Origin of the sequence: Pseudomonas aestiva, assembly GCF_039908605.1 — a bacterium.
Taxonomy (GTDB): domain Bacteria; phylum Pseudomonadota; class Gammaproteobacteria; order Pseudomonadales; family Pseudomonadaceae; genus Chryseomonas; species Chryseomonas aestiva.
This window is the reverse complement of sequence record NZ_CP150916.1, coordinates 3,302,883-3,328,167: the sequence shown is the minus strand read 5'-3', so window position 1 is coordinate 3,328,167 and position 25,285 is coordinate 3,302,883. Positions and strand designations below refer to the sequence as shown.

The window sequence follows — 25,285 nt, the reverse complement described above, 5'->3', positions numbered from 1 at the left end:
CGCCAGGGAACACCCCGGCACGACGATCAGACCTTTTTGACGAACTCGGATTTGAGCTTCATCGCACCTATGCCATCGATCTTGCAGTCGATGTCGTGATCGCCGTCGACCAGGCGGATGTTCTTGACCTTGGTGCCGACCTTGACCACCAGCGACGAGCCCTTGACCTTGAGATCCTTGATCACGCTGACGGTATCGCCGTCCTGCAGGGGATTGCCGACCGCATCGCGGATCACCTTGGCTTCAGCCGCGATACCGGCGTCCCCGGGCGTCCATTCATGGGCGCATTCCGGGCAGATCAGCTGATCGCCATCGGCGTAGGTGTATTCGGAAGCGCAGAGGGGGCAGGGCGGCAAAGCGGTCATGGCGGGGCACCTGGCTGGAAAAGCCGCGCATTGTATAGGGTTTTAGCCCGGCGCGGGTGGAGGCCATGCCCTAGGCTGCCAGCTGTACCTCGACCACGGTACCGTGGTCGTTGCGGTAGTGCGCCTCGCCGCCGAGCTGTTCGGCCAGGCTCTTGATGATCTTGAAACCCAGGCGCTGGCTGGTACGCGGATTAAATTGCGGCGGCATGCCCCGACCGTTGTCGGCGATCCGCAACAGCAGTCGCTGATCGTCGCCGCGCTGCAGGCTGATGCTGATCAGGCCACGCTGGTCGGCGTCGAAGGCGTGCTTGAGGGAATTGGTCACCACCTCCGCCACCAGCATCGACAGGGTGGTCAGGCGGGGCAGGTCGAAATTGAGCGGTTCGGCGGTGATGGCGCAGGAGACATTGGCCTGTCCTGCGGCGGCCAGCAGATCACTGGTCAGCAACTGCAGATGATGGGCCACCGGCTGATCGGCATCGGCGGGGTCGTGCAGGCGCCGATGGATGCGCGAGATGCTCTCCAGCCGCGAACGGGCTTCTTCCAGGGCCTGGGACGCCTGGCTGTCGCCGGGCAACTTGAGTTGCTGCAGCATGAGCAGCGAGGCGATGAACTGGATGTTGTTGGCGACCCGGTGCTGCAACTCCTGGAACATCGTCGTCTGGACGTTGTAGAGGTCGTGGATCACCTGTTGTTCGGCGCGCAGCCGGGCGCTGGCCGTGTGCATGTAATGGATCAGCACTATGTCGACGCTGACGATGACCACATAGAAGGCCAGGGCCAGGGCACCCTGGGGCCCTACGTTGAAGGTCCAGCCCGGCGGAATGAAGAAGTACCAGGCGGCCAGTCCGGACAGCACGGCACACAGGGTGCCGGCGCGGCTGCCGCAGAAGAAGGCGGTCAGGATGACGGCGGGAAAGAAGGTCAGGTAGGGAAAGCCCTGCATCAGGACGTCCACCAGGGCGAAGCGTGCCGCCAGGGCCAGGGCGAATGCCAGCAAGGCGAGGCTGTAGGCCAATGCCGGGCGAGCGCGGATCCTGCTGCTGAGATCGCTGATCCAGTGACGACGAGACGACGGATCCAAGGCTCTGACCTGCGGGGTAGACGGCGGCGGCGCAAGCTTAACGCAAAGCCGTCTCGCTTGGGCGGATGGTGGCACCAAAGGTGGCTCTGTCCGGCTCGACGGCGATTTCCTGTACAAGGCCTGCACCTTCCCGAGCGAAATGGCTGGCTCTGGGCGGGACGAGGGCTTTTTCTTGTACAGAGTGCCCTTGGTCGTACAAGTCAGGACGGCAGCGAAACGTTATGGTCAAACGATTACGTCTTTAACCATCACAGGATTCGCTCATGAGTCGCCAGCGCGTATTGGTCGCCGAAGATGAGCCCGTCCTATTGGATCTGCTGCAGGAGCTGTTCGAGGGCTGGGGTTATCAGGTGCATGCCTTCGGCAGCGCCGATGCGGCCTGTGCCTTTCTGCAGGACGAGCAGCCGCAGTTGGATCTGCTCTTCACCGATGTGCGCATGCCGGGAATCCTGAGCGGCGTTGACTTGGCACTGCAGGCCCGTGGGCGGCAGGCCAATCTGCCCATCGTCATCACTTCGGGCTATTGCGACGACAATCCCGCTCGCGCGGCACGAGCGACCTTTCTGCCCAAGCCCTGGGATCTGGAGGCGTTGCACCGCAGTTGCCCGCCGCCCGGGCGCCCGGGGCGCTATGCCTAGACCCTTTGCAGGGGCCGGTAACAGGTAAATTGCGCCCATGAAAAAGCACGTAGCGGTCACCCGCTACGGGCTTTTCAGATTTTGGCTCCGCGACCTGGACTCGAACCAGGGACCCAATGATTAACAGTCATTTGCTCTACCGACTGAGCTATCGCGGAACAACGGAGCGTATCTTACTGATAGATAACGGGAAGTCAAGCCTTGGCAGCGCCCAGAAAAGGCGCTGCCGGAAGTGCCGTCTTAGCCCTTCAGGACGGCGGCGATGGCCTGGACGGTCGGTGGCAGATTGCGCTCGTTCAACGCCGCCACGCAGATGCGTCCGGTGCTGACCGCATAGATGCCGAATTCGCTTTTCAGCCGCTCGACCTGCTCGGCGGTGAGGCCGGAGTAGGAGAACATGCCGCGCTGCGCGTTGACGAAGGCGAAGTCGCGAGTGGCGCCAGCCGCGGCCAGGCCTTCCACCAGGGCGTTGCGCATGGTGCGGATGCGCTGGCGCATCTCGCCCAGTTCGGCTTCCCACAGGGCGCGCAGCTCGGGATTGCTCAGCACGCTGGCGACGATGGTGGCGCCATGGGTCGGCGGGTTGGAGTAGTTGGTGCGGATCACCCGCTTGACCTGGGACAGCACCCGGGCGCTTTCCTCGCGGCTCTCGCTGACCAGGGTCAGGGCGCCGACCCGCTCGCCATACAGCGAGAAGGATTTGGAGAAGGAACTGGAGACCAGGAAGGTCAGGCCGGAGTCGGCGAACAGGCGTACCGCCTGGGCGTCTTCCTCGATGCCGTCGCCAAAGCCCTGGTAGGCGATGTCGAGGAAGGGCACCAGGTTGCGCGCCTTGACCACGTCCAGCACCGCCTGCCAGTCGGCTGGTTGCAGATCGACGCCGGTGGGGTTGTGGCAGCAGGCATGCAGCACCACCACCGAGCGCTCCGGCAATGCCTGGAGATCGGCCAGGAAACCTGCGCGGTTCAGGCCATTGCTGGCGGCGTCGTAGTAGCGATAGTTCTGCACGGGAAAGCCGGCGCCCTCGAACAGCGCGCGGTGGTTTTCCCAGCTCGGGTCACTGATGGCGACCACGGCATCCGGCAGCAGCCGCTTGAGGAAGTCGGCGCCGATCTTCAGTGCACCGGTGCCGCCAACGGACTGCACGGTGACGGCGCGGCCTTCGCGCACCAGGCTCGACTCGGCGCCGAACAGCAGGTGCTGGACGGCCTGGTCATAGGCGGCGATGCCCTCGATGGGCAGGTAGCCACGCGGTGCCTGGGCGGCCACGCGCTGCTGCTCGGCCTCGGCCACGGCGCGCAACAGCGGAATGCGGCCCTGCTCGTCGTAGTAGACCCCCACGCCCAGATTGACCTTGTGCGGACGGGCATCGGCGTTATAGGCCTCGTTCAGGCCAAGGATGGGGTCGCGGGGTGCCATTTCGACGGCGGAGAACAAACTCATGGGGCAGGGGCTCGAATGAGGGGTGAAGGGAAGGGCGGAACGCTTAGGAACCAGGAGTATAGCCCCCTGCAGGCACCATCGCGACCCGACCTCGGTAGGAGATTTCCTGACGTGCGGCGCCGCAGGCGGATTGCAAAGGGGTGCATGCGACCTCATCTAGGGCATTCCAGCTTTTTCCTCGTCCACACCGCCCTGACCTTGCGTCGGCGCGGTGGTGTCCGTGCATTTCCGCGCTCTTGAGGCAGCCATGTCCGCATTCCAGCTCTCCACTCGCTACACCCCGGCCGGCGACCAGCCCGAAGCCATTCGCCAGATGGTGGAAGGCCTGGAGGCGGGCCTGTCGCACCAGACCCTGCTCGGCGTGACCGGCTCGGGCAAGACCTTCAGCATCGCCAACGTCATCGCTCAGGTGCAGCGCCCGACCATGGTGCTGGCGCCGAACAAGACCCTGGCTGCCCAGCTCTATGGTGAATTCAAGGCCTTCTTCCCGAACAACTCGGTGGAGTACTTCGTCTCCTACTACGACTACTACCAGCCGGAAGCCTATGTGCCCTCGTCGGACACCTTCATCGAGAAGGACTCGTCCATCAACGACCATATCGAGCAGATGCGTCTGTCCGCCACCAAGGCGCTGCTGGAGCGCAGAGATGCCATCATCGTCGCCTCGGTGTCGTCGATCTACGGCCTGGGCAGTCCCGAGGCCTACCTGAAGATGGTCCTGCACCTGGATCGCGGCGACCGCATCGACCAGCGCACCATCCTGCGTCGCCTGGCCGAGTTGCAGTACAGCCGCAACGACATGGAATTCGCCCGCGCGACCTTCCGGGTGCGCGGCGACGTCATCGACATCTTCCCTGCGGAATCCGACCTGGAAGCGGTACGCATCGAGCTGTTCGACGATGAGGTGGAAAGCCTGTCGGCCTTCGATCCGTTGACTGGCGAGGTGATCCGCAAGCTGCCGCGCTTCACCTTCTATCCCAAGACCCACTACGCCACGCCACGCGAGACCCTGCTGGGCGCCATCGAGAACATCAAGCGGGAGCTCGCCGAACGCCTGGAATGGCTGCGCAGCCAGAATCGCCTGCTCGAAGCCCAGCGGCTGGAGCAGCGCACTCGCTTCGACCTGGAAATGATCCTCGAACTGGGCTATTGCAACGGTATCGAGAACTACAGTCGCTACCTGTCCGGGCGGGGTCCGGGCGAGCCGCCACCCACTCTCTATGACTATCTGCCGAGCAATGCTCTGCTGGTGATCGACGAATCCCACGTCACCGTTCCGCAGATTGGCGCCATGTTCAAGGGCGACCGCTCGCGCAAGGAAACCCTGGTGGAATACGGCTTCCGCCTGCCCTCGGCGCTGGACAACCGGCCCCTGAAATTCGAGGAGTGGGAGGCCGGTGCGCCCCAGACCATCTTCGTTTCGGCTACCCCCGGTCCCTATGAGGAAGAGCACGCCGGCCGCGTGGTCGAGCAGGTGGTGCGCCCCACCGGCCTGGTCGACCCCATCATCGAGATCCGTCCGGCCACCACCCAGGTGGACGATCTGCTCTCCGAGATCCGCCTGCGGGTGGCCCAGGAGGAGCGGGTGCTCTGCACCACCCTGACCAAGCGCATGGCCGAGGACCTCACCGACTACCTGGCCGACCACGACGTACGGGTGCGCTACCTGCACTCGGACATCGACACCGTGGAACGAGTGGAGATCATCCGCGACCTGCGCCTGGGTACCTTCGACGTCCTGGTAGGCATCAACCTGCTGCGCGAAGGCCTGGACATGCCGGAAGTCTCCCTGGTAGCGGTGCTCGACGCGGACAAGGAAGGCTTCCTGCGTTCCGAGCGTTCGCTGATCCAGACCATCGGCCGGGCGGCGCGCAACCTCAACGGCAAGGCCATCCTCTATGCCGACAACATGACCGGCTCCATGCAGCGCGCCATCGACGAGACCGAACGCCGGCGCAACAGGCAGCTGGCCTTCAACGAAGAACACGGCATCGTGCCCCAGGGCATCAAGAAGGACATCCGCGACATCATGGAAGGCGCCGCGGCCCCGGGTGCCAAGGGTAAGCGCCGAGTGGCCAAGGCCGCCGAGGACCAGGGCGAATACGCCGCCGAACTGCGCTCGCCGAGCGAGATCGGCAAGCGCATCCGTCAGCTCGAAGAGAAGATGTTGCAGCTGGCGCGCGACCTGCAGTTCGAATCCGCCGCCCAGCTGCGCGATGAGATCCAGGCACTGCGCGAGCGCCTGGTCCAGGTCTAGGAGCCTGTACCTGTTCTGCTACGCGTCGGCCAAGCTGCGTTGAAAATAGCTTCGGAATGCTCATTTACCCTTCGTAAACTCCGCTTCCTCAGCTATTTTCGCCTTGCTTGGCTCTAGCTCGCGAGAACATGAACAGGCTCGGGCTTTCCGCCAACTGGCAGCGCCAGGGCTGGCGCTGCTACCATTCCGCCTTTGTCCCTTCGCGTTTTTCGAGAAAGCCGATGACCACCGTTCGCACGCGCATCGCGCCGTCGCCCACCGGCGACCCGCATGTCGGTACCGCCTATATCGCCCTGTTCAACCTCTGCTTCGCCCGTCAGCACGGCGGTCAGTTCATCCTGCGCATCGAGGATACCGACCAGGTCCGCTCGACCCGCGAATCCGAACAGCAGATCTACGACGCCCTGCGCTGGCTGGGCATCGAGTGGGACGAGGGCCCCGACGTCGGCGGCCCCCATGGCCCCTATCGGCAGAGCGAGCGCGGCGAGATCTACTGGAAGTACGCCCGGGAGCTGGTGGAGAAGGGTCATGCCTTCCTCTGTTTCGCCACCCCGGAAGAACTCGACCAGATGCGCGCCGAACAGCAGGCACGGGGCGAGACCCCGCGCTATGACGGTCGCGGCCTGCGGCTGACCCCGGAAGAGGTGCAGCAGCGCCTGGACGCCGGCCAGCCCTATGTGATCCGCATGAAGGTCCCGGAGGAGGGCGTCTGCGTCGTCCCCGACCTGCTGCGCGGCGAGGTCGAGATCCCCTGGGATCGCATGGACATGCAGGTGCTGATGAAGGCCGACGGCCTGCCTACCTACTTCCTCGCCAACGTGGTCGACGACCACCTGATGGGCATCACCCACGTCCTGCGTGGCGAGGAGTGGCTGCCCTCGGCGCCCAAGCTGATCAAGCTCTACGAATACTTCGGTTGGGAGCAGCCCCAGCTCTGCTACATGCCGCTGCTGCGCAATCCCGACAAGAGCAAGCTTTCCAAGCGCAAGAATCCCACCTCGGTGACCTTCTATCAGCGCATGGGCTACCTGCCCGAGGCCATGCTCAACTACCTCGGCCGCATGGGCTGGTCCATGCCCGACGAGCGTGAAAAATTCACCCTGGACGAGATGGTCGAGCATTTCGACCTTCAACGCGTTTCCCTGGGCGGTCCGATCTTCGACGTCGAGAAGCTCTCCTGGCTCAACGGCCAGTGGCTGCGCGAGCTGAGCCCCGAGCGCTTCGCCGCCGAGGTGCAGCAGTGGGCGCTCAATCCCGAGTACCTGCTCAAGATTGCCCCGCTGGTGCAACAGCGGGTCGAGACCTTCAGCCAGATCGCCCCGCTGGCCGGCTTCTTCTTCAGCGGCGGCCTGAATCTGGAGCCGGCGCTGTTCCAGCACAAGAAGCTGTCCGCCGATCAGGTCCGCCTGGTCATGCAACTGCTGCTGTGGAAGCTCGAAGCCCTGCGCCAGTGGGATAAGGAACGCATCACCGCGGTGATCCAGGCGGTCGCCGAGCACCAGCAGCTCAAGTTGCGCGACGTCATGCCGCTGCTGTTCGCCGCCATCACCGGTCAGGCCAGTTCGGTCTCGGTGCTGGATGCCATGGAGATCCTCGGTCCGGACCTCACCCGCTTCCGCCTGCGCCAGGCGGTCGAGCTGCTGGGTGCGCCTTCCAAGAAGGAAACCAAGGAGTGGGAGAAGCTGCTGGCCGAACTCGGCTGACAGTCTCCCGGCCGACCCCGACCCCGACGTCGGGGTCGGCTTCCCCTCGCGCCAGGATGGCCCCATGACCTCCGTGACTCCCCAACGGCACAATCTGCTCGAAGATGTGCTGGCCTTGCTCAGCGCGACCCTGATGATCGCCCTGGCGGTCAACCTCTATCGCCAGGCCGGCCTGCTCACCGGCGGTACCGCAGGCCTGGCCTTTCTCGCCCAGTACGGCACGCGCCTCTCCTTCGGTCAGGCGTTCTTTCTCATCAACCTGCCGTTCTACTGGCTGGCCGTGCGGCGCATGGGCTGGGCCTTTACCCTGCGGACCCTGGCGGCCGTGACCCTGGTGTCGCTGCTGACCGAGTTGACCCCGCACTTCATCGCTTTCAGCGCACTGCAACCCCTCTATGCCGCGGTGATGGGCGGCGTCCTGATGGGCGTGGGGCTGCTGATCCTCTTCCGTCATCAGGCCAGCCTCGGCGGCATCAACATTGCCGTGCTCTATCTGCAGCAGCGCTATGGCTGGCGAGCGGGCAAGGTGCAGATGGGCATCGATTGCCTGATCGTCCTTCTGGCGCTGTGGGTCGTCGAGCCCGGCGCCATCCTCGTCTCGATCCTGGGCGCCGTGATCCTCAATCTGACCCTGGCGATCAACCATCGGCCCGGGCGTTACAGCGCCATCAGCTAGGGGCTTTCCGTCGCGCAGGCGCAACTTCGATTGGTCCGCGACCCGCCTTGGCTTTAAGATGGCGCCCATTTTCGGCGGCCCGACCGTCGTCATTGCAAGTTGAAGAGGTCTCCATGAGCTGCGATTTCCTGGCACAAGCCCTTCCCGGCGTACAGAAACTTTCGCCCTACGTGCCTGGCAAGCCTGTCGATGAACTGGCCCGTGAACTGGGCATGGCACCGGCCAGCATCGTCAAGCTCGCCAGCAACGAGAACCCGCTCGGCCCCAGCACCAAGGCCCTCGAAGCCATTCGTGCCGAACTGGCCGAGCTGACCCGCTATCCGGATGGCGGCGGCTTCGACCTCAAGCAGGCCCTCAGCCAGAGATTCGGTGTGGCCGCCCCTGGCATCACCCTGGGCAACGGCTCCAACGACATCCTCGAACTGGTCGCCCGGGCCTATCTGGCGCCCGGCTACAACGCCGTGTTCAGCGAGCATGCCTTCGCCGTCTATCCGCTGGTGACCCTGGCCATCGGCGCCGAAGGCCGCAGCGTCCCGGCCAAGGACTACGGGCATGACCTCGACGCCATGCTCGCCGCCATCGATGCCGAAACCCGGGTGGTCTTCATCGCCAATCCCAACAACCCTACCGGCACCTGGTTCGACGGCGAGGCCCTGGCACTCTTCCTCGCCCGCGTACCCGAGCACGTCCTGGTGGTACTGGACGAGGCCTATATCGAATACGCCGAGGGCGACGAGCTGCCGGACGGCCTGGCATTCCTTGCCCAGTACCCCAACCTCGTCGTCTCGCGTACCTTCTCCAAGGCCTATGGCCTGGCCGCCCTGCGCGTCGGCTATGCCTTCTCCTCGCCGATCGTGGCCGACGTCCTCAATCGGGTGCGCCAGCCGTTCAACGTCAATAGCTTGGCCCAGGCCGCGGCCTGTGCGGCCCTGGCCGACAGCGACTACCTGGCCCGCAGTCGGGCCCTCAACGATGCGGGCATGGCCCAGCTGGAAGCCGGTTTCCGCGACCTCGGCCTGGCGTGGATTCCTTCCCGTGGCAATTTCATCGCCGTGGACCTGGGGCGCGACGCCGCGCCGATCAACCAGGGGCTGCTGCAGGAGGGCGTCATCGTGCGGCCCGTCGCCGGCTATGGCATGCCGACCTTCCTGCGCGTCTCCATCGGCACCGAAGCGGAAAATGCCCGTTTCCTGACGGCGCTGAGCAAGGTCCTGGGTCGTGGCTGAAGTGGCCACCCTTCTGATCGACCGTCTCGTCGTTGTCGGCCTGGGCCTGATCGGCGGCTCCTTCGCCAAGGGCGCTCGCGCCAGTGGTCTCTGTCGTGAGGTGGTCGGGGTCGATCGCGATCCCGAGACCCGCCGGCTGGCGGTCGAACTGGGTGTGGTCGACCGCTGCGTCGCCGAGCTGGACGATGCCTGCCCGGGTGCCGACGTCATCCAGCTCGCCGTGCCCATCCTGGCCATGGAGCGCGTGCTGGCCGATCTCGCGGCCTTGCCGCTGCAGGGTGCCATCCTCACCGACGTCGGCAGCGCCAAGGGCAACGTGGTGCGCGCCGCTCGCCAGGCCTTCGCCGGCCAGTCGCTGCGCTTCGTGCCGGGTCATCCCATCGCCGGCTCCGAGCGCAGCGGCGTCACGGCAGCCAACGCGGCGCTGTTCAATCGGCACAAGGTCATCCTCACGCCACTGGAAGAGACCCTGCCGTCCGATCTGGACAAGGTCGACCGGCTCTGGCGCGCCATAGGGGCCGATGTCGAACACATGACCGTCGAGCATCATGACCAGGTCCTCGCTGCCACCAGCCACCTGCCGCACCTGCTGGCCTTCAATCTGGTGGATTCCCTGGCCAAGCGCAGCGAGAACCGCGAGATCTTCCATTACGCTGCTGGCGGTTTCCGCGACTTCACCCGCATCGCCGGCAGCGATCCGACCATGTGGCACGACATCTTCATCGCCAATCGTGAAGCCGTGCTGCAGGCCCTGGACACCTATCGCGCCGATCTCGACGAGCTGCGCGGCGCCATCCAGGCCGGCGATGGTCAGTTCCTCATGGAGGTGCTGACCCATGCCCGCGGCGCGCGCGAATATTTCGGGCGCATCCTCGCCAGTCGTACCCAGGCCGGCGCTCAGGTCGCCGTCCATCAATCTCTTACGGAGGGGCACTCATGAGCAGTACCGCACCCGTCATCACCCTCGATGGCCCCGGCGGTTCGGGGAAGGGCACCCTCGCGGCGCTGGTTGCCCGCCAGCTGGGCTGGAATCTGCTGGATTCCGGCGCGCTCTACCGCTTGCTGGCCTTCGCCGCCCGCAACCATGGCGTTGACTACACCAACGAGGAATCGCTCAAGTTGCTGGCGGCCCACCTGGACGTCCAGTTCCTTGCCGGGCATGAGCACGGCCAGCGCATCATCCTCGAAGGGGAGGACGTCACCGACGTCATCCGTACCGAGGAAGTCGGCGCCGGCGCCTCCCAGGTCGCTACCCTGCCCGCCGTGCGCGATGCCCTGCTGCAGCGCCAGCAGGCGTTCCGCGAGGCGCCCGGTCTGGTCGCCGATGGCCGTGACATGGGCACCGTGGTGTTTCCGGACGCCGAGCTGAAGATCTTTCTGACCGCCGGTGCCGAGGAAAGAGCACAGCGGCGTTATCTTCAGTTGAAGCAGAAGGGCGAAAATGTTAGCTTGCCTGCCCTCCTGGAAGAGATCCGTGAGCGGGACGCCCGCGATAGTCAGCGTAGCGTTGCTCCGCTCAAGCCGGCCGACGATGCCGTCGAGCTGGATTCCACGCATCTCTCCATACAACAGGTATTGGAACGCATCCTGACCCTGGCCGCCGAGCGCGACCTGGCGGGATGAAGGCCGAGACTCATCCGAGTCGTCGGTGAAAGCTACCGGGAACCAGTCGCATCCCGGCAGCCGGATGGTAACCACTCACCCCGCATGGGCTGGTCATGCGGTAGCCGGATACATCGGGTATCCATACAACAGGTATGAACATGAGCGAAAGCTTCGCAGAACTCTTTGAAGAAAGTCTGAAATCCCTCGACATGCAGCCGGGCGCCATCATCGTCGGCACCGTGGTGTCGATCGATGGCGACTGGGTTGTGGTCGATACCGGCCTGAAATCCGAAGGCCTGGTTCCGCTCGAGCAGTTCTACAACGAACAAGGCGAGCTGACCATCAACGTGGGTGACGAAGTCCACGTAGCCCTGGATGCCGTCGAAGACGGTTTCGGCGAAACCAAAGTGTCTCGCGAAAAGGCCAAGCGCGCCGAATCCTGGCTGGTCCTGGAAGCCGCGTTCAGCGCCGACGAAGTGGTCAAGGGTGTCATCAACGGCAAGGTCAAGGGCGGTTTCACCGTCGACGTCAGCGGCATCCGCGCGTTCCTGCCGGGCTCCCTGGTCGATGTCCGTCCGGTGCGTGACACCACTCACCTGGAAGGCAAGGAACTCGAGTTCAAGGTCATCAAGCTGGACCAGAAGCGCAACAACGTTGTCGTTTCCCGTCGCAGCGTCTTGGAAGCCGAGAACAGCGCCGAGCGTGAAGCCCTGCTGGAATCCCTGCAGGAAGGCCAGCAAGTCAAGGGTATCGTCAAGAACCTCACCGACTACGGTGCGTTCGTCGACCTGGGCGGCGTAGACGGCCTGCTGCACATCACCGACATGGCCTGGAAGCGCATCAAGCATCCGTCGGAAATCGTCAATGTCGGCGACGAGATCGACGTCAAGGTGCTGAAATTCGACCGCGAGCGCAACCGCGTCTCCCTGGGTCTGAAGCAGCTGGGCGAAGATCCGTGGGTCGCCATCAAGGCCCGCTACCCGGAAGGCACCCGCGTTCAGGCGCGCGTCACCAACCTCACCGACTACGGCTGCTTCGCCGAGCTGGAAGAGGGCGTGGAAGGCCTGGTGCACGTGTCCGAAATGGATTGGACCAACAAGAACATCCACCCGTCCAAGGTCGTTCAGGTCGGCGACGAAGTGGAAGTCATGGTTCTGGATATCGACGAAGAGCGTCGTCGTATCTCCCTGGGCATCAAGCAGTGCCGCGCCAACCCGTGGGAAGAGTTCTCGGGTCAGTTCAACAAGGGCGACCGCATCTCCGGCACCATCAAGTCGATCACCGATTTCGGTATCTTCATTGGTCTGGAAGGCGGCATCGACGGCCTGGTACACCTGTCCGACATCTCCTGGAACGAAACCGGCGAAGAAGCCGTGCGTCGCTTCAAGAAGGGTGACGAGCTGGACACCGTGATCCTGTCCGTTGACCCGGAGCGCGAGCGCATCTCCCTGGGCATCAAGCAGCTGGAAGACGATCCGTTCTCCAACTACGCCTCCCTGAACGAGAAAGGCACCATCGTGCGCGGTACCGTCAAGGAAGTCGATGCCAAGGGCGCTGTCATCACCCTGGCCAACGAGATCGAAGGCGTCCTGAAGGCGTCCGAAATCAGCCGTGACCGCGTCGAAGACGCCCGTAACGTGCTGAAGGAAGGCGACGAAGTCGAAGCCAAGATCATCAGCATCGATCGCAAGAGCCGCGTGATCAGCCTCTCCGTCAAGTCCAAGGACGTTGACGACGAGAAGGAAGCCATGAGCTCCCTGCGTAGCAAGCAAGAGCCTGCTGCTGGCCCCACCACCATCGGCGACCTGATCAAGGCGCAGATGGAAAGCCAGAACTAAGTTCGAGCTTGAATAAAAGGCGACCCTTCGGGGTCGCTTTTTTTTGGCTGGCGAAAAGTGGGCAGGGTGGTCATGGCCCGTAAAAAGTTGCCGGGACCAAAGTCGCCCGCTTGACTTTTCAAAAATCCGTCGGCGTGCTAAAAGTCCTTGGAGGTGATCTAGCCGCTTGATAACGAAGGAAAAAATCCATGACCAAGTCGGAGTTGATCGAGCGCATCGTTTCCTATCAGGGGCAGTTGTCGTCCAGGGATGTCGAACTGGCGATCAAGACCATGCTGGAGCAGATGGCCCAGGCACTTTCCACTGGAGACCGTATCGAAATCCGCGGCTTCGGCAGCTTTTCGCTGCACTATCGCGAACCCCGTACGGGGCGCAATCCCAAGACCGGCGAGTCGGTACTGCTGGACGGCAAGTTCGTTCCGCACTTCAAACCAGGCAAGGAGCTGCGGGACAGGGTCAACGAGCTGGAGCCATAAAGCCGTCGTCCACTGCCGGTCTTTTCTCTATCTGCCCGACAAGAGTTTGATTTTCCTTGTTTTTTTGGCTAGCTCGAAGTCGTCAAAAAAGCGTTATTCATAAGGTTGGTATCGGTATTTTGACGTTTACAAAAAAAGTCAAGCCGTTTTGATATTTTTGTAGACGGGTTCCGATTTTTGTATGAGACTTCCTTCACATAAGGTCTTGGGTGACCTCGTAGTCCACGCCGAGTGAGGAAGTTGTCATGCGCCACTATCTTTTCATCTGGATCGGTATCGCCGCCTGCTTCACCAGCATGCACCTCGGTCATCCCTTCCTCGCTGTAGCCGCTCTGGCCGGTAGCTGGATGGTTGCCCTGTTCCTGCAGCCCGCTCAGCGCGTCGAGAGCTTCTCGCGCCACTACGTTGGCCAGCCGACCGCTCGCTTCCAGGCCGTCGAAGTCCAGGCTTCCGCCAAGACCTTCTAGGTTCTCAAGTTTTTCGGCCCGCCGAGCTCAGGTTCGGCGGGCTTTTTTATGCCTGCGTTCTGCGTGGCTAGGCCCTCGCGGGGCAATGTCTTACCATAAGCGCCCTTTCCTGGCTGACTGGCACGGCGCAACGCATTGATGGAACGCAAGATTCTGGTGACTGGGGCGGGGGGCTTCGTCGGCGCAGCCCTGGTTCGGCAGCTACAGGCCAAGGGGTATCCGGTGGTCGCCGCGCAGCGCCAGCCGGCAGCTGCCTCGATCGCGGGCGAGGTGATTCCGGTGATCCGTGAGTTGTCCGCCGATACCGACTGGTCCGCGCCCCTGGCAGGGGTGGATGCCGTCATCCATCTCGCCGCCCGGGTCCATCAGCTGGGCGAGCAGCCAGGCGTGGTCAGCGAGGCTCGCTACGATGAGGTGAATCGGGCGGCAACCCTCAAGCTGGCCCGGGATGCCCAGGCTGCCGGCGTCCGTCGCTTCATCTTCGTCAGCAGCATCAAGGTCAATGGTGACTGGACCCTTCCCGGCAAGCCCTTTCGCGCTGACGATCTGCCCGCACCCACCGATGCCTACGCGCGTTCCAAGGCCGCTGCCGAACAGCAGCTGCTGGCGCTGATGGCCGAGACCGGGCTGGAAGTGGTCATCGTGCGTCCACCACTGATCTACGGGCCTGGGGTAAAGGCCAATGTGGCCCGTCTGCTGGACACCCTGGCGCGGGGCGTACCGCTGCCACTGGGGGGCGTTCGGCACAACAGGCGCAGTCTGCTCGCGCTGGAGAATCTGCTCGATCTGTTGATCCTGTGCATCGCGGCGCCCAAGGCGGCCGGGGCCATCCTGCTGGTCAGCGACGATGAAGATCTCTCCACCGCCGAGCTGCTCGAATCGCTGGCCGAAGGCCTGGGTCAGAAACCCCGGCTGATCGCCGTTCCGTCCGCCTGGCTCGAATGGGGCGCCAGATTGCTGGGGCGGGGCGAGGTGGCGCAACGTCTCTGTGGGTCGCTGCAGGTCGACATCCGGCCCACCAAGACCTTGCTGGGCTGGCAGCCCCCGCTGTCGGCGCGGGCTGCCTTGCGTGCGCTGGGCGCGCAACGGGCCGGTGCGGAGGGTCGGAAATGATGCTGTTCCTGTTGCTCCTGGCTGGCGGCTGCAGCTGGCTCGGCACGGCGGCGCTGCGCCGCTATGCCCTGTCCGGAGGCCTGCTCGACGAACCCAACGCGCGCAGTTCGCACCAGGTGGCGACGCCTCGAGGCGGCGGCCTGGCGATCGTCGTGGTGTTCGTGCTCGGCTGTGTGGTGCTGCGACTGCTGGGGCAGCTTGATCCGGCTTCCTGCGGCGTCCTGATAGGAGCGGGGCTGCTGGTGGCAGTGCTCGGCTTCGTCGACGATCATCGGCACGTGGGCGCCGGCTGGCGTCTGCTGGGTCACTTCCTGGCGGCGCTCGCTGCCCTGCTGTGGCTGGGCGGCTATGGCGCGCTTCCTGCGCAGCTGTCCGCTGTTCTGGGGCTGCCCGGCTGGCTGGTGATGACCCTTGGCGTCCTCTATCTGGTCTGGCTGCTTAATCTCTACAACTTCATGGACGGTATCGATGGTATCGCCGGCGTCGAGGCGCTCGTCGTCTGTCTGGGCATGGCGCTGATCTATGCCGTGACCGGCCAGGGCGCCTTGCTGGGCGCACCCCTGCTCCTGGCGGCGGCCGTGGGTGGCTTCCTATGCTGGAATTTTCCGCCAGCGCGCATCTTCATGGGTGATGTCGGCAGTGGCTTTCTCGGTCTGATTCTCGGCATGCTGTCGTTGCAGGCGGCACTGGTGGAGCTGTCGCTGTTCTGGGCCTGGCTGATCCTGCTCGGCGTCTTCGTGGTCGATGCGACCTGGACCCTGTTGCGGCGGCTGAGCCGGGGCAAGAAGCCCTACGAGGCTCATCGCACCCACGCCTATCAGTGGGCCTCCCGTCAGCATGGCGCCCATCGCCCGGTGACCCTGACGGTACTCGCCATCAACCTGTTCTGGTTGCTGCCTATCGCTTTGCTGGTGGGGCTGGGGCTTTTAAGTGCCATACTGGGGCTCTTGCTTGCCTATGGGCCTTTGCTTTGCCTGGCCCTTCGATACCATGCTGGGACCGATGAGGTAGCCATGGCTGCGCAGTCCACCGGATTCAGGGATTAGGGACACTGACATGTTGCGTGACCATCTGGTCAAGCTGAACCGGCGTACCAAGAGAGTCATCCAGGTCGCGGTCGACCTGTTGCTGATCTGGCTCTCGCTCTGGTTGGCCTTCTATCTGCGCCTGGGTTCCGTGCAGATGATCGAGCCCTTCAGCGGGCACGCCTGGCTGTTCATCACTGCGCCGGCCATCGCCATTCCCCTGTTCATCCGCTTCGGGATGTATCGCGCGGTCATGCGCTACCTGGGCAACGACGCCCTGATCGCCATCGCCAAGGCGGTGACGCTGTCGACGCTGCTGCTGTCGGTAGTCATCTACTGGTATCGCGACCTGCCGGAGATCGTTCCGCGTTCGATGATCTTCAACTACTGGATCGTCAGCCTGATCCTGATCGGCGGCCTGCGTCTCGCGCTGCGCCAGTATTTCCTGGGCGACTGGTATCGCGCCATTACCGTGCCCTTCATCAAACAGCCGGACGAACTGCCACGGGTCGCCATCTACGGCGCCGGCTCGGCGGGCAATCAGCTGGTCGCGGCGCTGCGCATGGGCCGGGCCATGCGTCCGGTGGCCTTCATCGACGATGACAAGAGCATCGCGAATCGCATCATTGCCGGTCTCAAGGTCTACACCCCCAAACACATCCAGCAGATGATCGATGAAACGGGCGCCGAGGAGATCCTTCTGGCGATCCCGTCCGCTACTCGTGCACGGCGGCGTGAGGTTCTCGGTCTGCTGGAACCCTATCCGCTGCACGTCAGAACCGTGCCGCGGATCAGCGACCTGGCCTGCGGTAAGGTACAGGTGGACGACCTCCAGGAGGTCGATATCGCCGATCTGCTGGGACGGGATCCGGTGACGCCCCGGCCCGAGCTGTTCGCCCGTTGCATCACCGCCCAGGTGGTGATGGTGACCGGGGCAGGGGGATCCATCGGCTCCGAGCTGTGCCGGCAGATCATTGGCCAGAAACCGCGCACCCTGATCCTGCTCGACCACGCCGAATTCAACCTCTACAGCATCCACCGTGAGCTGGAGACCTATATCCAGCGCGAAGCGCTGCCGGTCACCCTGGTGCCGGTGCTGGGCTCCATTCGCAACGCGCCGCTGCTCCTGCAGGTGATGCGGCACTGGAAGGTGGCCACCCTCTACCATGCGGCAGCCTACAAGCACGTGCCCATGGTCGAGCACAACATTGCCGAGGGTTTCGGCAACAACGTTTTGGGCACCCTCAATGCCGCCCAGGCGGCCATCCAGGCTGGCGTGACCAGTTTCGTGCTGATCTCCACCGACAAGGCGGTACGGCCCACCAACATCATGGGCAGTACCAAGCGCCTGGCCGAGATGATCCTGCAGGCCCTGAGTCGCGAGGCGGCGCCCGTGCTGCACGGGCAAACGGATGGTATCCATCAGGTCAATCGCACCCGCTTCACCATGGTGAGATTCGGCAACGTGCTGGGCTCGTCCGGTTCGGTCATCCCGTTGTTCAGGACCCAGATCCGCAAGGGTGGGCCGGTCACCGTCACCCATCCCAAGATCACGCGTTTCTTCATGACCATCACCGAGGCCGCCCAACTGGTCATCCAGGCGGGCGCCATGGGCGAAGGCGGAGACGTCTTCGTGCTCGACATGGGCGAGCCGGTACGCATCGTCGAACTGGCCGAGCAGATGATCAAGCTATCGGGCCTGAGCGTCCGCTCGCCGGCCAATCCCCATGGCGATGTCGCCATCGAGTTCACCGGGCTGCGACCCGGTGAAAAACTCTATGAAGAGTTGCTCATCGGTGACGACGTGAGTCCGACTTCCCATCCGAAGATCATGCGTGCCAGCGAAGACTTCCTGGCCTGGGATGCCTTCCGGGCAGCCCTCGTCGAGCTGAGTCGCGCGATCGATGCGGGTGATTATCTCCGCGTCCGGCAACTGTTGCGCGACACCGTCGCCGGCTATTCGCCAGAGGGCGACATCGTCGACTGGCTGCACGGCAAGAGATCCATCGAGTGATCCCGTCCACGCTTTCTTTCAGCCTGGATTTGAAGCCGAGCACAGAAGCGGCAGCCGCCCAGCGCTAGGCTGAACTTTCTTTTCCTGCCACTGTTTAACTCAGGTCTTTGGGTACATAGCCGCGGCTGTGACCCAAGCCAGGGATGGCTGCGCCGTCCTCCGATGTCTCGTCCGCAGCGCCGGGCGCGATGATGTACAAATCGATATAGGCAGGATTCAGGATGAAGGTACTGGTAACAGGTGGCGCGGGTTTCATTGGTTCCGCCGTGGTACGTTTTCTTATCAATGAGACCCAATGCAAGGTTGCCAACGTCGACAAGCTGACGTACGCCGGTAACGTGGATTCCCTGGCCGAAGTCGCCGACTCCGACCGCTATGAATTCCACCAGGTGGACATCTGCGACTTCGCCGCCCTGCAGCAGGTCTTCGCGTCCTTCCAGCCCGACGTGGTCATGCACCTGGCTGCCGAGTCCCACGTGGACCGCTCCATCGAGGGCCCTGCCGCCTTCATCCAGACCAACGTGGTCGGCACCGGCGTCATCCTCGAGGTGACCCGTGCGTACTGGAACGACCTGGCGCCTGAAGCCAAGGCAGCCTTCCGTTTCCACCACATCTCCACCGACGAGGTCTACGGCGACCTGCACGGTACCGACGACCTCTTCACCGAGACTACGCCCTATTCCCCGAGCTCGCCCTATTCGGCCAGCAAGGCCGGCAGCGACCATCTGGTACGTGCCTGGGGTCGGACCTACGGCCTGCCGGTACTGGTGACCAACTGCTCGAACAACTACGGTCCCTATCACTTCCCCGAGAAGCTGATCCCTCACGTCATTCTCAATGCCATCCATGGCAAGCCGCTGCCGATCTATGGCGACGGCTCCCAGGTACGTGACTGGCTGTTCGTCGAAGATCATGCCCGCGCCCTCTATACCGTAGTGACCCAGGGCGAGGTCGGCGAGACCTACAACATCGGTGGCCACAACGAGAAACGCAACCTGCAGGTCGTCGAGACCATCTGTGACCTGCTCGAAGAACTGGCTCCGCAGAAGCCCGACGGTGTCGAGCGCTATCGCGACCTGATCACCTTCGTCAAGGATCGTCCCGGTCACGACATGAGATACGCGATCGACGCCAGCAAGATCGGCCGCGAGCTGGGCTGGACGCCGGCAGAGACCTTCGAGAGCGGCATGCGCAAGACCGTAACCTGGTACCTGAACAATCGTGAGTGGTGGCAGCGGGTACTGTCCGGCGCCTACCGCCTCGAGCGTCTCGGCGAAGCCGTTTAACGATCCTATCGCGGACACGCCCGCGGGCGTGTTCGACCGACAGCAACAGTCAATTTTCAGAGGACGATTGCCATGAGCAAATACAAGGGAATTCTGCTGGCCGGTGGCTCCGGTACCCGTTTGCACCCCATTACCCTGGGCGTGTCCAAGCAGTCGCTGCCGATCTACGACAAGCCCATGATCTACTATCCGCTGTCCGTGCTGATGCTGGCCGGTATCCAGGAAGTCCTGATCATCTCGACGCCGGCCGACCTGCCCGGCTTCCAGCGCATGCTCGGCGACGGCAGCCACTTCGGCATGCAGCTGAGCTACGCGGAGCAGCCCAGCCCGGACGGCCTGGCCCAGGCCTTCATCATCGGTCGCGAATTCGTCGGCGATGACAACGTCTGCCTGGTCCTCGGCGACAACATCTTCTACGGCCAGCACTTCAGCGAGACGCTGCTCAAGGCTGCCAGCGTGGACAAGGGCGCCACCGTCTTCGGCTACTACGTCGCCGACCCCGAGCGTTTCGGTGTGGTCGAGTTCGACGAGCAGGGCAAGGCCCTGAGCATCGAAGAAAAGCCCAAGAAGCCGAAGTCCAACTATGCCGTCACCGGTCTGTATTTCTACGACAACGACGTGCTGGACATCGCCGCCAACATCAAGCCGTCGCCCCGGGGCGAGCTGGAAATCACCGACGTCAACAACGAGTACCTGCGCCGTGGCTCGCTGAACGTTTCCCTGCTGGGCCGCGGTTTCGCCTGGCTGGACACCGGTACCCACGACGCCCTGCTGGAAGCCGGCCACTTCGTCCAGACCATCGAGAAGCGTCAGGGTCTGAAGGTCGCCTGCCTCGAAGAGATCGCCTTCCAGAAGGGCTGGATCACCTGCGAGCAGATGGCCATGCAGGCCGAAGCCCTGAGCAAGACCGGTTACGGTCAGTACCTGGCGCGGCTGTGCAAGGAGCAGGACTGATGCAGGTCTTCGACACCGCGATCCCGGACGTCAAGCTGATCGAACCCAAGGTCTTCGGTGACGACCGCGGCTTCTTCCTGGAGTCCTTCCAGGCGGAGCGCTATGCCCAGCAGGCGGGGATCACCCTGCCGTTCGTGCAGGACAACCATTCGCGTTCCGCCCGGAACGTGCTGCGTGGTCTGCATTTCCAGCGCAGCAAGCCGCAAGGCAAGCTGGTGCGCGTGGTGCGCGGCGAGGTGCTGGACGTGGCCGTCGACATCCGTCGCGGTTCGCCCACCTTCGGCAACGTGGTCGCCGAGATCCTCTCCGAAGACAACAAGCGCCAGCTCTGGATACCGCCGGGCCTGGCCCACGGCTTCGTGGTGCTGTCGGAAACCGCTGATTTTGAATACAAGTGCACAGATTATTACGATCCCTCTGATGAAGGGTCTTTGATCTGGAATGATCCGGATCTGAATATCGACTGGCGGGTAACGGATCCCATCCTGTCCGCCAAAGATGCACAAGGCCTTCGATTGGCGGAGCTGTATAGATGAAGATACTGGTTACCGGAGCTAACGGTCAGGTCGGACGCTGTCTGACCGATCGTCTTCAGCGTTCAGAACTGGCATGGGAGGCCCATGGACGTGCCACTCTGGATATCGCTGACGAAGGCTCGGTAACCAGCCATCTCGAGCGGTTCGCTCCGGACGTCGTGATCAATGCGGCCGCCTACACGGCGGTCGACAAGGCCGAGCAGGAACCCGAGATCGCCGCCCGCGGCAATATCGAAGGTCCTGCGGTGCTTGCCCAGGCCTGCGGCGCCGCCGGCATCGCCCTGCTGCACCTGTCCACCGACTATGTGTTCGACGGTACCGCCACCGAACCCTATCAGGTCGAGGATCCGGTCAGTCCGTCCGGGGTCTACGGCATGACCAAGCTGGAAGGGGAGAACCGCGTGCTCTCCGCCTGCCCGCGCTCGGTGGTGCTGAGAACCGCCTGGGTGTTCAGCGAGCACTGCAACAACTTCCTCAAGACCATGCTGCGGCTCGCTGCCGATCGTGACGAACTGCGGGTGGTGAGCGACCAGGTGGGTTGCCCGACCTACGCCGGCCACATCGCCGATGCGCTGTTGCAGATCGCCGTCCAGGCCGAAGCCCGGCCTGAGCAGACGGCCTATGGCCTCTATCACTTCGGCGGCGACAGCGGCCTGAGCTGGTGCGACTTCGCGCGCTACATCATCGATGCCGGCGAGGAGCTAGGCATGCTGGAACGGGCGCCGCTCATCACCGGCATCGCCACGTCCGAATTTCCCACCCTGGCCAAGCGCCCGGCCTATTCCATGCTGGATTCCAGCGCGCTGGAGCAGCACTTCGGCATCCCGCCGAGCGACTGGCGCCAGGGCGTTCGCCAGACCCTGCTGGCCCTCCAGACCGAGCATGCCCAGGCAGGGTCTCTGGTGAGTTGACCGTCTGACCCTTTGCGTTAAGCTCTCCGGATCAAACAGCGGAACAGGGAGGTTCCTCTATGAGATTCGTCTGGATAGTGACGTTGCTGGCCCTGTTCGGTCCCTGGGCCAATGCCTGTGAGCCTGGCACGGGTGCTGCACCCAAACCTGCCGCGAATGCCAGCCTGGCACCCCTGAACATCAATGTCGCCGACGTCACCGCGCTGCAACGGCTGCGGGGGATAGGGGCCGTCAAGGCACAGGCGATCGTCGACCATCGCCAAGCCCATGGCGCCTTTGCCTCGGTGGACGAGTTGCTCGAGGTCAAGGGCATCGGCAAGGCCCTGCTGCAGCGCAACCGTGAACTGCTCAGCGTCGACTGATTTTCGGCAAACTTTAACCGTCCCTCTGCACCTTTTTCCCAAGCCATTGTTCTGGCTGGATTTTTAGGATCTGGCACAGGCATTGCTCTATCTCTGACACGAGTGGGTACGGCGTCAATTTCCCGTGCCAGAGGAGCAGAGCAAATGGTTCAAGGTGTCGAGTTCAATCGGTTGATGCTGGAAATGCGTTCCATGCAGACCGAAGCCATGGCCCGGTCGAAAGCCGTGGTAGCTCCGGCTGCCGGCGCGGAGCAGGTCCAGGGTCCGAGCTTCGCCGACATGCTCAGCAAGGCCGTGGGCTCCGTCAACGAGACCCAGCAGACCGCTGGCGAGATGGCCAAGGCCTTCGAGCTGGGGCAGGGCGGCGTCGACCTCACTCAAGTCATGATCGCTTCGCAGAAGGCCAGCGTCTCCGTGCAGGCCTTGACCCAGGTGCGCAACAAGTTTGTTCAGGCGTACCAAGACATCATGCAAATGTCGATTTGAGGACGGTCTAGAAAATGGCTGAAGCTCTCACCAACGCACCCGTCCCGACGACCAAGCCCGAGGCTGAAGACAAGCCCAAGAAGTCGCTGCTGGGGCTCAGCTTTCTCGACAACCTGTCCGACATGCCGCTGCTGCGGCAGATGGGGCTGCTGATCGGCCTGGCCGCCAGCGTCGCCCTGGGCTTTGCCGTGGTGCTCTGGACCCAGCAGCCGGACTATCGGCCGCTGTACACCAGCATGAATGGTCTCGACGCCAATCAGGTGCTGCAGGCCCTGGGCGCGGCCGACATCGGCTACAAGGTCGATCCGAATTCCGGCGCCCTGCTGGTCAAGTCCGACGACCTCGGCCGGGCGCGCATGAAGATGGCCGCGGCCGGCATCACCGCCTCCGATGGCAATGTCGGCTTCGAGCTGCTGGACAAGGAGCAGCCGCTGGGCACCAGCCAGTTCATGGAGGCGGCCAACTATCGGCGCAGCCTGGAAGGCGAACTGGCCCGGACCATCTCCAGCCTCAACAACATCAAGGGCGCCCGGGTGCACCTGGCGATCCCGAAGAGTTCGGTGTTCGTCCGTGACGAGCGCAAGCCGAGCGCCTCGGTACTGGTCGAGATGTATCCCGGCCGTACCCTGGATGCCGGTCAGGTCATGGCCATCATCAATCTGGTCGCCACCAGCGTGCCGGAACTGGACAAGTCCCAGGTCACCATCGTCGACCAGAAAGGCCAGCTGCTGTCCGACCAGCAGAATCTCTCCGAGCTGTCGATCGCCGGCAAGCAACTGGACTACACCCGCAAGATGGAAGGCTCCCTGACCCAGCGCGTGCAGAACATCATGCAGCCGGTGCTGGGCAACGGCCGCTTCAAGGCCGAAGTGGCCGCCGATGTGGACTTCAATGCCGTGGAGTCGACCTCCGAGCAGTTCAATCCGGATCAGCCGGCCCTGCGCAGCGAGCAGCAGAACAGCGAGCAGCGTCAGACTTCCGGCGGCGGCGCCCAGGGCGTGCCCGGTGCCCTGTCCAACCAGCCGCCCGGTCCGTCTTCGACCCCGGAGAAGGCCGGTGCCCAGGGTGGTGGCGCCAACTACATCGCTCCCGGCCAGCCGCTGCGTGACGCCAACGACCAGTACATCTACGACAGCAAGACCAGCCTGCCGGCGACCCTGCCGTACCCAACCGACAAGCGTGAGCAGAACACCCGTAACTACGAGCTGGACCGCAGCATCAGCTACACCCGTCAGCAGCAGGGCCGTCTGCGTCGGCTTTCCGTCGCGGTGGTGCTGGACGATCAGGTCAAGGTCGATGCGGCCGGCAAGGTCAGCCATCAGCCCTGGACCCCCGAAGACCTGGCTCGCTTCACCCGTCTGGTGCAGGATGCCGTGGGCTTCGACGCCAGCCGTGGCGACAGCGTGAGCGTGATCAACGCGCCCTTCGCCCCGGTGCAGCAGGAAGAGATCGAGAGCATTCCCTTCTACCAGCAGCCCTGGTTCTGGGGCGTGGTCAAGCAGGCCCTCGGCGTCCTCTTCATCCTGGTGCTAGTCTTTGGGGTGCTGCGCCCGGTGCTGAAGAATCTGTCCGGTGGCAACACCAAGGACGCCGCTGCCCTGGCCGCTGCCGGTGGTGCCGGTGCCCTGGGTGCCGGTGGTCTGGATGGCCTGTCGGACGATCTGGCCGACGACAAGGTGAGCCTGGCCGGTCCGGCGCCGCTGTTGCTGCCGAGCCCGAGCGAGGGCTATGACGCTCAACTGACCGCCATCAAGCAGCTGGTCAACGATGATCCGGGCCGTGTCGCCCAGGTAGTGAAGGATTGGATCAATGGCGACGAATGAAGCGCAACTTTCCAAGGTAGAGAAGGCCGCGATCTTCCTCCTGTCGCTGGGCGAAGCCGATGCCGCGCAGATCCTGCGCCACATGGGGCCCAAGGAGGTGCAGAAGGTCGGTACCGCCATGGCCCAGATGCGCAACGTCAACCGCGAACAGGTCGAGCGGGTGCTGGGCGACTTCATCGAGGTGGTGGGCGACCAGACCAGTCTGGGCGTGGGCGCCGACGGCTACATCCGCAAGATGCTCACCCAGGCCCTGGGCGAGGACAAGGCCAGCGGCCTGATCGACCGCATCCTGCTGGGTGGCAACACCAGCGGTCTGGACAGCCTGAAGTGGATGGAGCCGCGGGCGGTGGCGGACGTGATTCGCTACGAGCACCCGCAGATCCAGGCCATCGTGGTGGCCTACCTGGATCCCGACCAGGCGGCCGAAGTCCTTGGCCACTTCGATCACAAGGTGCGCCTGGACATCGTCCTGCGCGTCTCCTCGCTGAACACCGTGCAGCCGGCGGCGCTCAAGGAGCTGAACCTGATCCTCGAGAAGCAGTTCTCCGGCAGCGCCAGCACCACCCGTACCGCCCTGGGCGGCGTCAAACGTGCCGCCGACATCATGAACTACCTGGACAGCTCGGTCGAAGGCCCGCTGATGGACGCGATCCGCGACGCGGATCAGGATCTGTCGGGGCAGATCGAGGACCTGATGTTCGTCTTCGACAACCTGTCCGATGTCGACGATCGCGGCATCCAGGCGCTCCTGCGCGAGGTGTCCTCGGATGTGCTGGTGCTGGCGCTCAAGGGCGCCGACGATGGCATCAAGGAGAAATTCTTCCGCAATATGTCCAAGCGCGCGGCCGAGCTGCTGCGCGACGACCTGGAAGCCAAGGGGCCGGTGCGACTGTCCGAGGTGGAGGGGGCGCAGAAAGAGGTGCTCGCCGTGGCCCGCCGCATGGCCGACGCCGGCGAGATCGTGCTCGGCGGCAAGGGTGGCGAGGAAATGGTCTGA

23 protein-coding genes, 1 tRNA gene and 1 pseudogene are annotated in these 25,285 nt (G+C 63.7%); 21 read left to right on the top strand and 4 right to left on the bottom strand.

Annotated elements, in window-relative coordinates; genetic code table 11:
- Positions 1–26 precede the first annotated feature (26 nt).
- Positions 27–365, bottom strand: a complete 339-nt coding sequence (locus AABM56_RS15470) for a zinc ribbon domain-containing protein YjdM (protein ID WP_133862418.1) — start codon at positions 363–365, stop codon at positions 27–29.
- Positions 366–435: 70 nt separating this feature from the next.
- The gene (locus AABM56_RS15465; protein ID WP_263258893.1) at positions 436–1,449 is read right to left on the bottom strand and encodes a sensor histidine kinase; all 1,014 of its coding nucleotides are present in this window, start codon (positions 1,447–1,449) and stop codon (positions 436–438) included.
- Between the two features lie 263 nt (positions 1,450–1,712).
- Here AABM56_RS15465 and AABM56_RS15460 point away from each other — a divergent pair, with 263 nt between their 5' ends.
- Complete coding sequence (locus AABM56_RS15460; RefSeq protein ID WP_347883447.1) at positions 1,713–2,087, top strand: response regulator; 375 nt, start codon at positions 1,713–1,715, stop codon at positions 2,085–2,087.
- 82 nt (positions 2,088–2,169) lie between these two features.
- On the opposite strand, the gene AABM56_RS15455 is transcribed toward AABM56_RS15460, so the two are convergent.
- Both AABM56_RS15455 and AABM56_RS15450 read right to left on the bottom strand, forming a co-directional pair.
- Positions 2,170–2,245: transfer RNA gene (locus tag AABM56_RS15455), tRNA-Asn, on the bottom strand.
- A gap of 82 nt (positions 2,246–2,327) precedes the next feature.
- Positions 2,328–3,530, bottom strand: a complete 1,203-nt coding sequence (locus tag AABM56_RS15450) for an amino acid aminotransferase (RefSeq protein WP_133862416.1) — start codon at positions 3,528–3,530, stop codon at positions 2,328–2,330.
- A 247-nt stretch (positions 3,531–3,777) separates the two neighbouring features.
- Here AABM56_RS15450 and uvrB point away from each other — a divergent pair, with 247 nt between their 5' ends.
- The 20 genes and pseudogenes from uvrB (at position 3,778) to fliG (ending at position 25,285) form a co-directional block, all read left to right on the top strand.
- Positions 3,778–5,787: an excinuclease ABC subunit UvrB gene (gene uvrB / locus AABM56_RS15445; protein ID WP_133862415.1), complete on the top strand. Its 2,010-nt coding sequence runs from the start codon at positions 3,778–3,780 to the stop codon at positions 5,785–5,787.
- 221 nt (positions 5,788–6,008) lie between these two features.
- Positions 6,009–7,490: a glutamate--tRNA ligase gene (gene gltX, locus AABM56_RS15440; protein ID WP_133862414.1), complete on the top strand. Its 1,482-nt coding sequence runs from the start codon at positions 6,009–6,011 to the stop codon at positions 7,488–7,490.
- 64 nt (positions 7,491–7,554) lie between these two features.
- A complete protein-coding gene (locus tag AABM56_RS15435; protein ID WP_133862413.1) occupies positions 7,555–8,166 on the top strand; it encodes a YitT family protein in 612 nt (203 codons plus the stop codon).
- A gap of 113 nt (positions 8,167–8,279) precedes the next feature.
- Complete coding sequence (gene hisC, locus AABM56_RS15430; protein ID WP_133862412.1) at positions 8,280–9,392, top strand: histidinol-phosphate transaminase; 1,113 nt, start codon at positions 8,280–8,282, stop codon at positions 9,390–9,392.
- A gap of 13 nt (positions 9,393–9,405) precedes the next feature.
- Positions 9,406–10,275: pseudogene (locus AABM56_RS15425) on the top strand (prephenate dehydrogenase/arogenate dehydrogenase family protein); the annotation flags it as partial.
- A 53-nt stretch (positions 10,276–10,328) separates the two neighbouring features.
- The gene (cmk, locus tag AABM56_RS15420) at positions 10,329–11,015 is read left to right on the top strand and encodes a (d)CMP kinase (RefSeq protein WP_007160398.1); all 687 of its coding nucleotides are present in this window, start codon (positions 10,329–10,331) and stop codon (positions 11,013–11,015) included.
- Positions 11,016–11,155: 140 nt separating this feature from the next.
- A complete protein-coding gene (rpsA, locus tag AABM56_RS15415; protein ID WP_007160397.1) occupies positions 11,156–12,835 on the top strand; it encodes a 30S ribosomal protein S1 in 1,680 nt (559 codons plus the stop codon).
- Between the two features lie 188 nt (positions 12,836–13,023).
- Complete coding sequence (gene ihfB, locus AABM56_RS15410) at positions 13,024–13,311, top strand: integration host factor subunit beta (RefSeq protein WP_133862410.1); 288 nt, start codon at positions 13,024–13,026, stop codon at positions 13,309–13,311.
- Positions 13,312–13,556: 245 nt separating this feature from the next.
- A complete protein-coding gene (locus tag AABM56_RS15405) occupies positions 13,557–13,778 on the top strand; it encodes a hypothetical protein (protein ID WP_133862409.1) in 222 nt (73 codons plus the stop codon).
- Between the two features lie 138 nt (positions 13,779–13,916).
- The gene (locus AABM56_RS15400) at positions 13,917–14,891 is read left to right on the top strand and encodes an NAD-dependent epimerase/dehydratase family protein (RefSeq protein WP_263258895.1); all 975 of its coding nucleotides are present in this window, start codon (positions 13,917–13,919) and stop codon (positions 14,889–14,891) included.
- Entirely contained in the window at positions 14,888–15,937 is a 1,050-nt protein-coding gene (locus tag AABM56_RS15395; RefSeq protein ID WP_133862407.1) for a glycosyltransferase family 4 protein, read from the top strand. Before AABM56_RS15400 ends, AABM56_RS15395 begins: the two co-directional genes overlap by 4 nt.
- Positions 15,938–15,947: 10 nt before the next feature.
- Positions 15,948–17,930, top strand: a complete 1,983-nt coding sequence (locus tag AABM56_RS15390; protein ID WP_133862406.1) for a nucleoside-diphosphate sugar epimerase/dehydratase — start codon at positions 15,948–15,950, stop codon at positions 17,928–17,930.
- 221 nt (positions 17,931–18,151) lie between these two features.
- Positions 18,152–19,216 carry a dTDP-glucose 4,6-dehydratase gene (gene rfbB, locus AABM56_RS15385; RefSeq protein WP_133862405.1) on the top strand — a complete coding sequence of 355 codons (1,065 nt, stop codon included), beginning with the start codon at positions 18,152–18,154 and terminating at the stop codon, positions 19,214–19,216.
- A 72-nt stretch (positions 19,217–19,288) separates the two neighbouring features.
- Positions 19,289–20,170 (top strand): glucose-1-phosphate thymidylyltransferase RfbA, encoded by an 882-nt coding sequence (gene rfbA / locus AABM56_RS15380; protein ID WP_133862404.1) that lies wholly within the window; start codon positions 19,289–19,291, stop codon positions 20,168–20,170.
- Positions 20,170–20,706, top strand: coding sequence for a dTDP-4-dehydrorhamnose 3,5-epimerase (gene rfbC, locus AABM56_RS15375; RefSeq protein WP_133862403.1), 537 nt, complete (start codon positions 20,170–20,172; stop codon positions 20,704–20,706). Before rfbA ends, rfbC begins: the two co-directional genes overlap by 1 nt.
- Positions 20,703–21,617, top strand: a complete 915-nt coding sequence (rfbD, locus tag AABM56_RS15370) for a dTDP-4-dehydrorhamnose reductase (RefSeq protein ID WP_133862402.1) — start codon at positions 20,703–20,705, stop codon at positions 21,615–21,617. Before rfbC ends, rfbD begins: the two co-directional genes overlap by 4 nt.
- Positions 21,618–21,676: 59 nt before the next feature.
- A complete protein-coding gene (locus tag AABM56_RS15365; protein ID WP_133862401.1) occupies positions 21,677–21,979 on the top strand; it encodes a ComEA family DNA-binding protein in 303 nt (100 codons plus the stop codon).
- Positions 21,980–22,123: 144 nt separating this feature from the next.
- Complete coding sequence (gene fliE / locus AABM56_RS15360; protein WP_132832054.1) at positions 22,124–22,465, top strand: flagellar hook-basal body complex protein FliE; 342 nt, start codon at positions 22,124–22,126, stop codon at positions 22,463–22,465.
- Between the two features lie 14 nt (positions 22,466–22,479).
- Positions 22,480–24,288, top strand: coding sequence for a flagellar basal-body MS-ring/collar protein FliF (fliF, locus tag AABM56_RS15355; protein WP_133862400.1), 1,809 nt, complete (start codon positions 22,480–22,482; stop codon positions 24,286–24,288).
- Positions 24,275–25,285 (top strand): flagellar motor switch protein FliG, encoded by a 1,011-nt coding sequence (gene fliG / locus AABM56_RS15350; RefSeq protein ID WP_133862399.1) that lies wholly within the window; start codon positions 24,275–24,277, stop codon positions 25,283–25,285. The genes fliF and fliG overlap by 14 nt, the downstream gene beginning before the upstream one ends.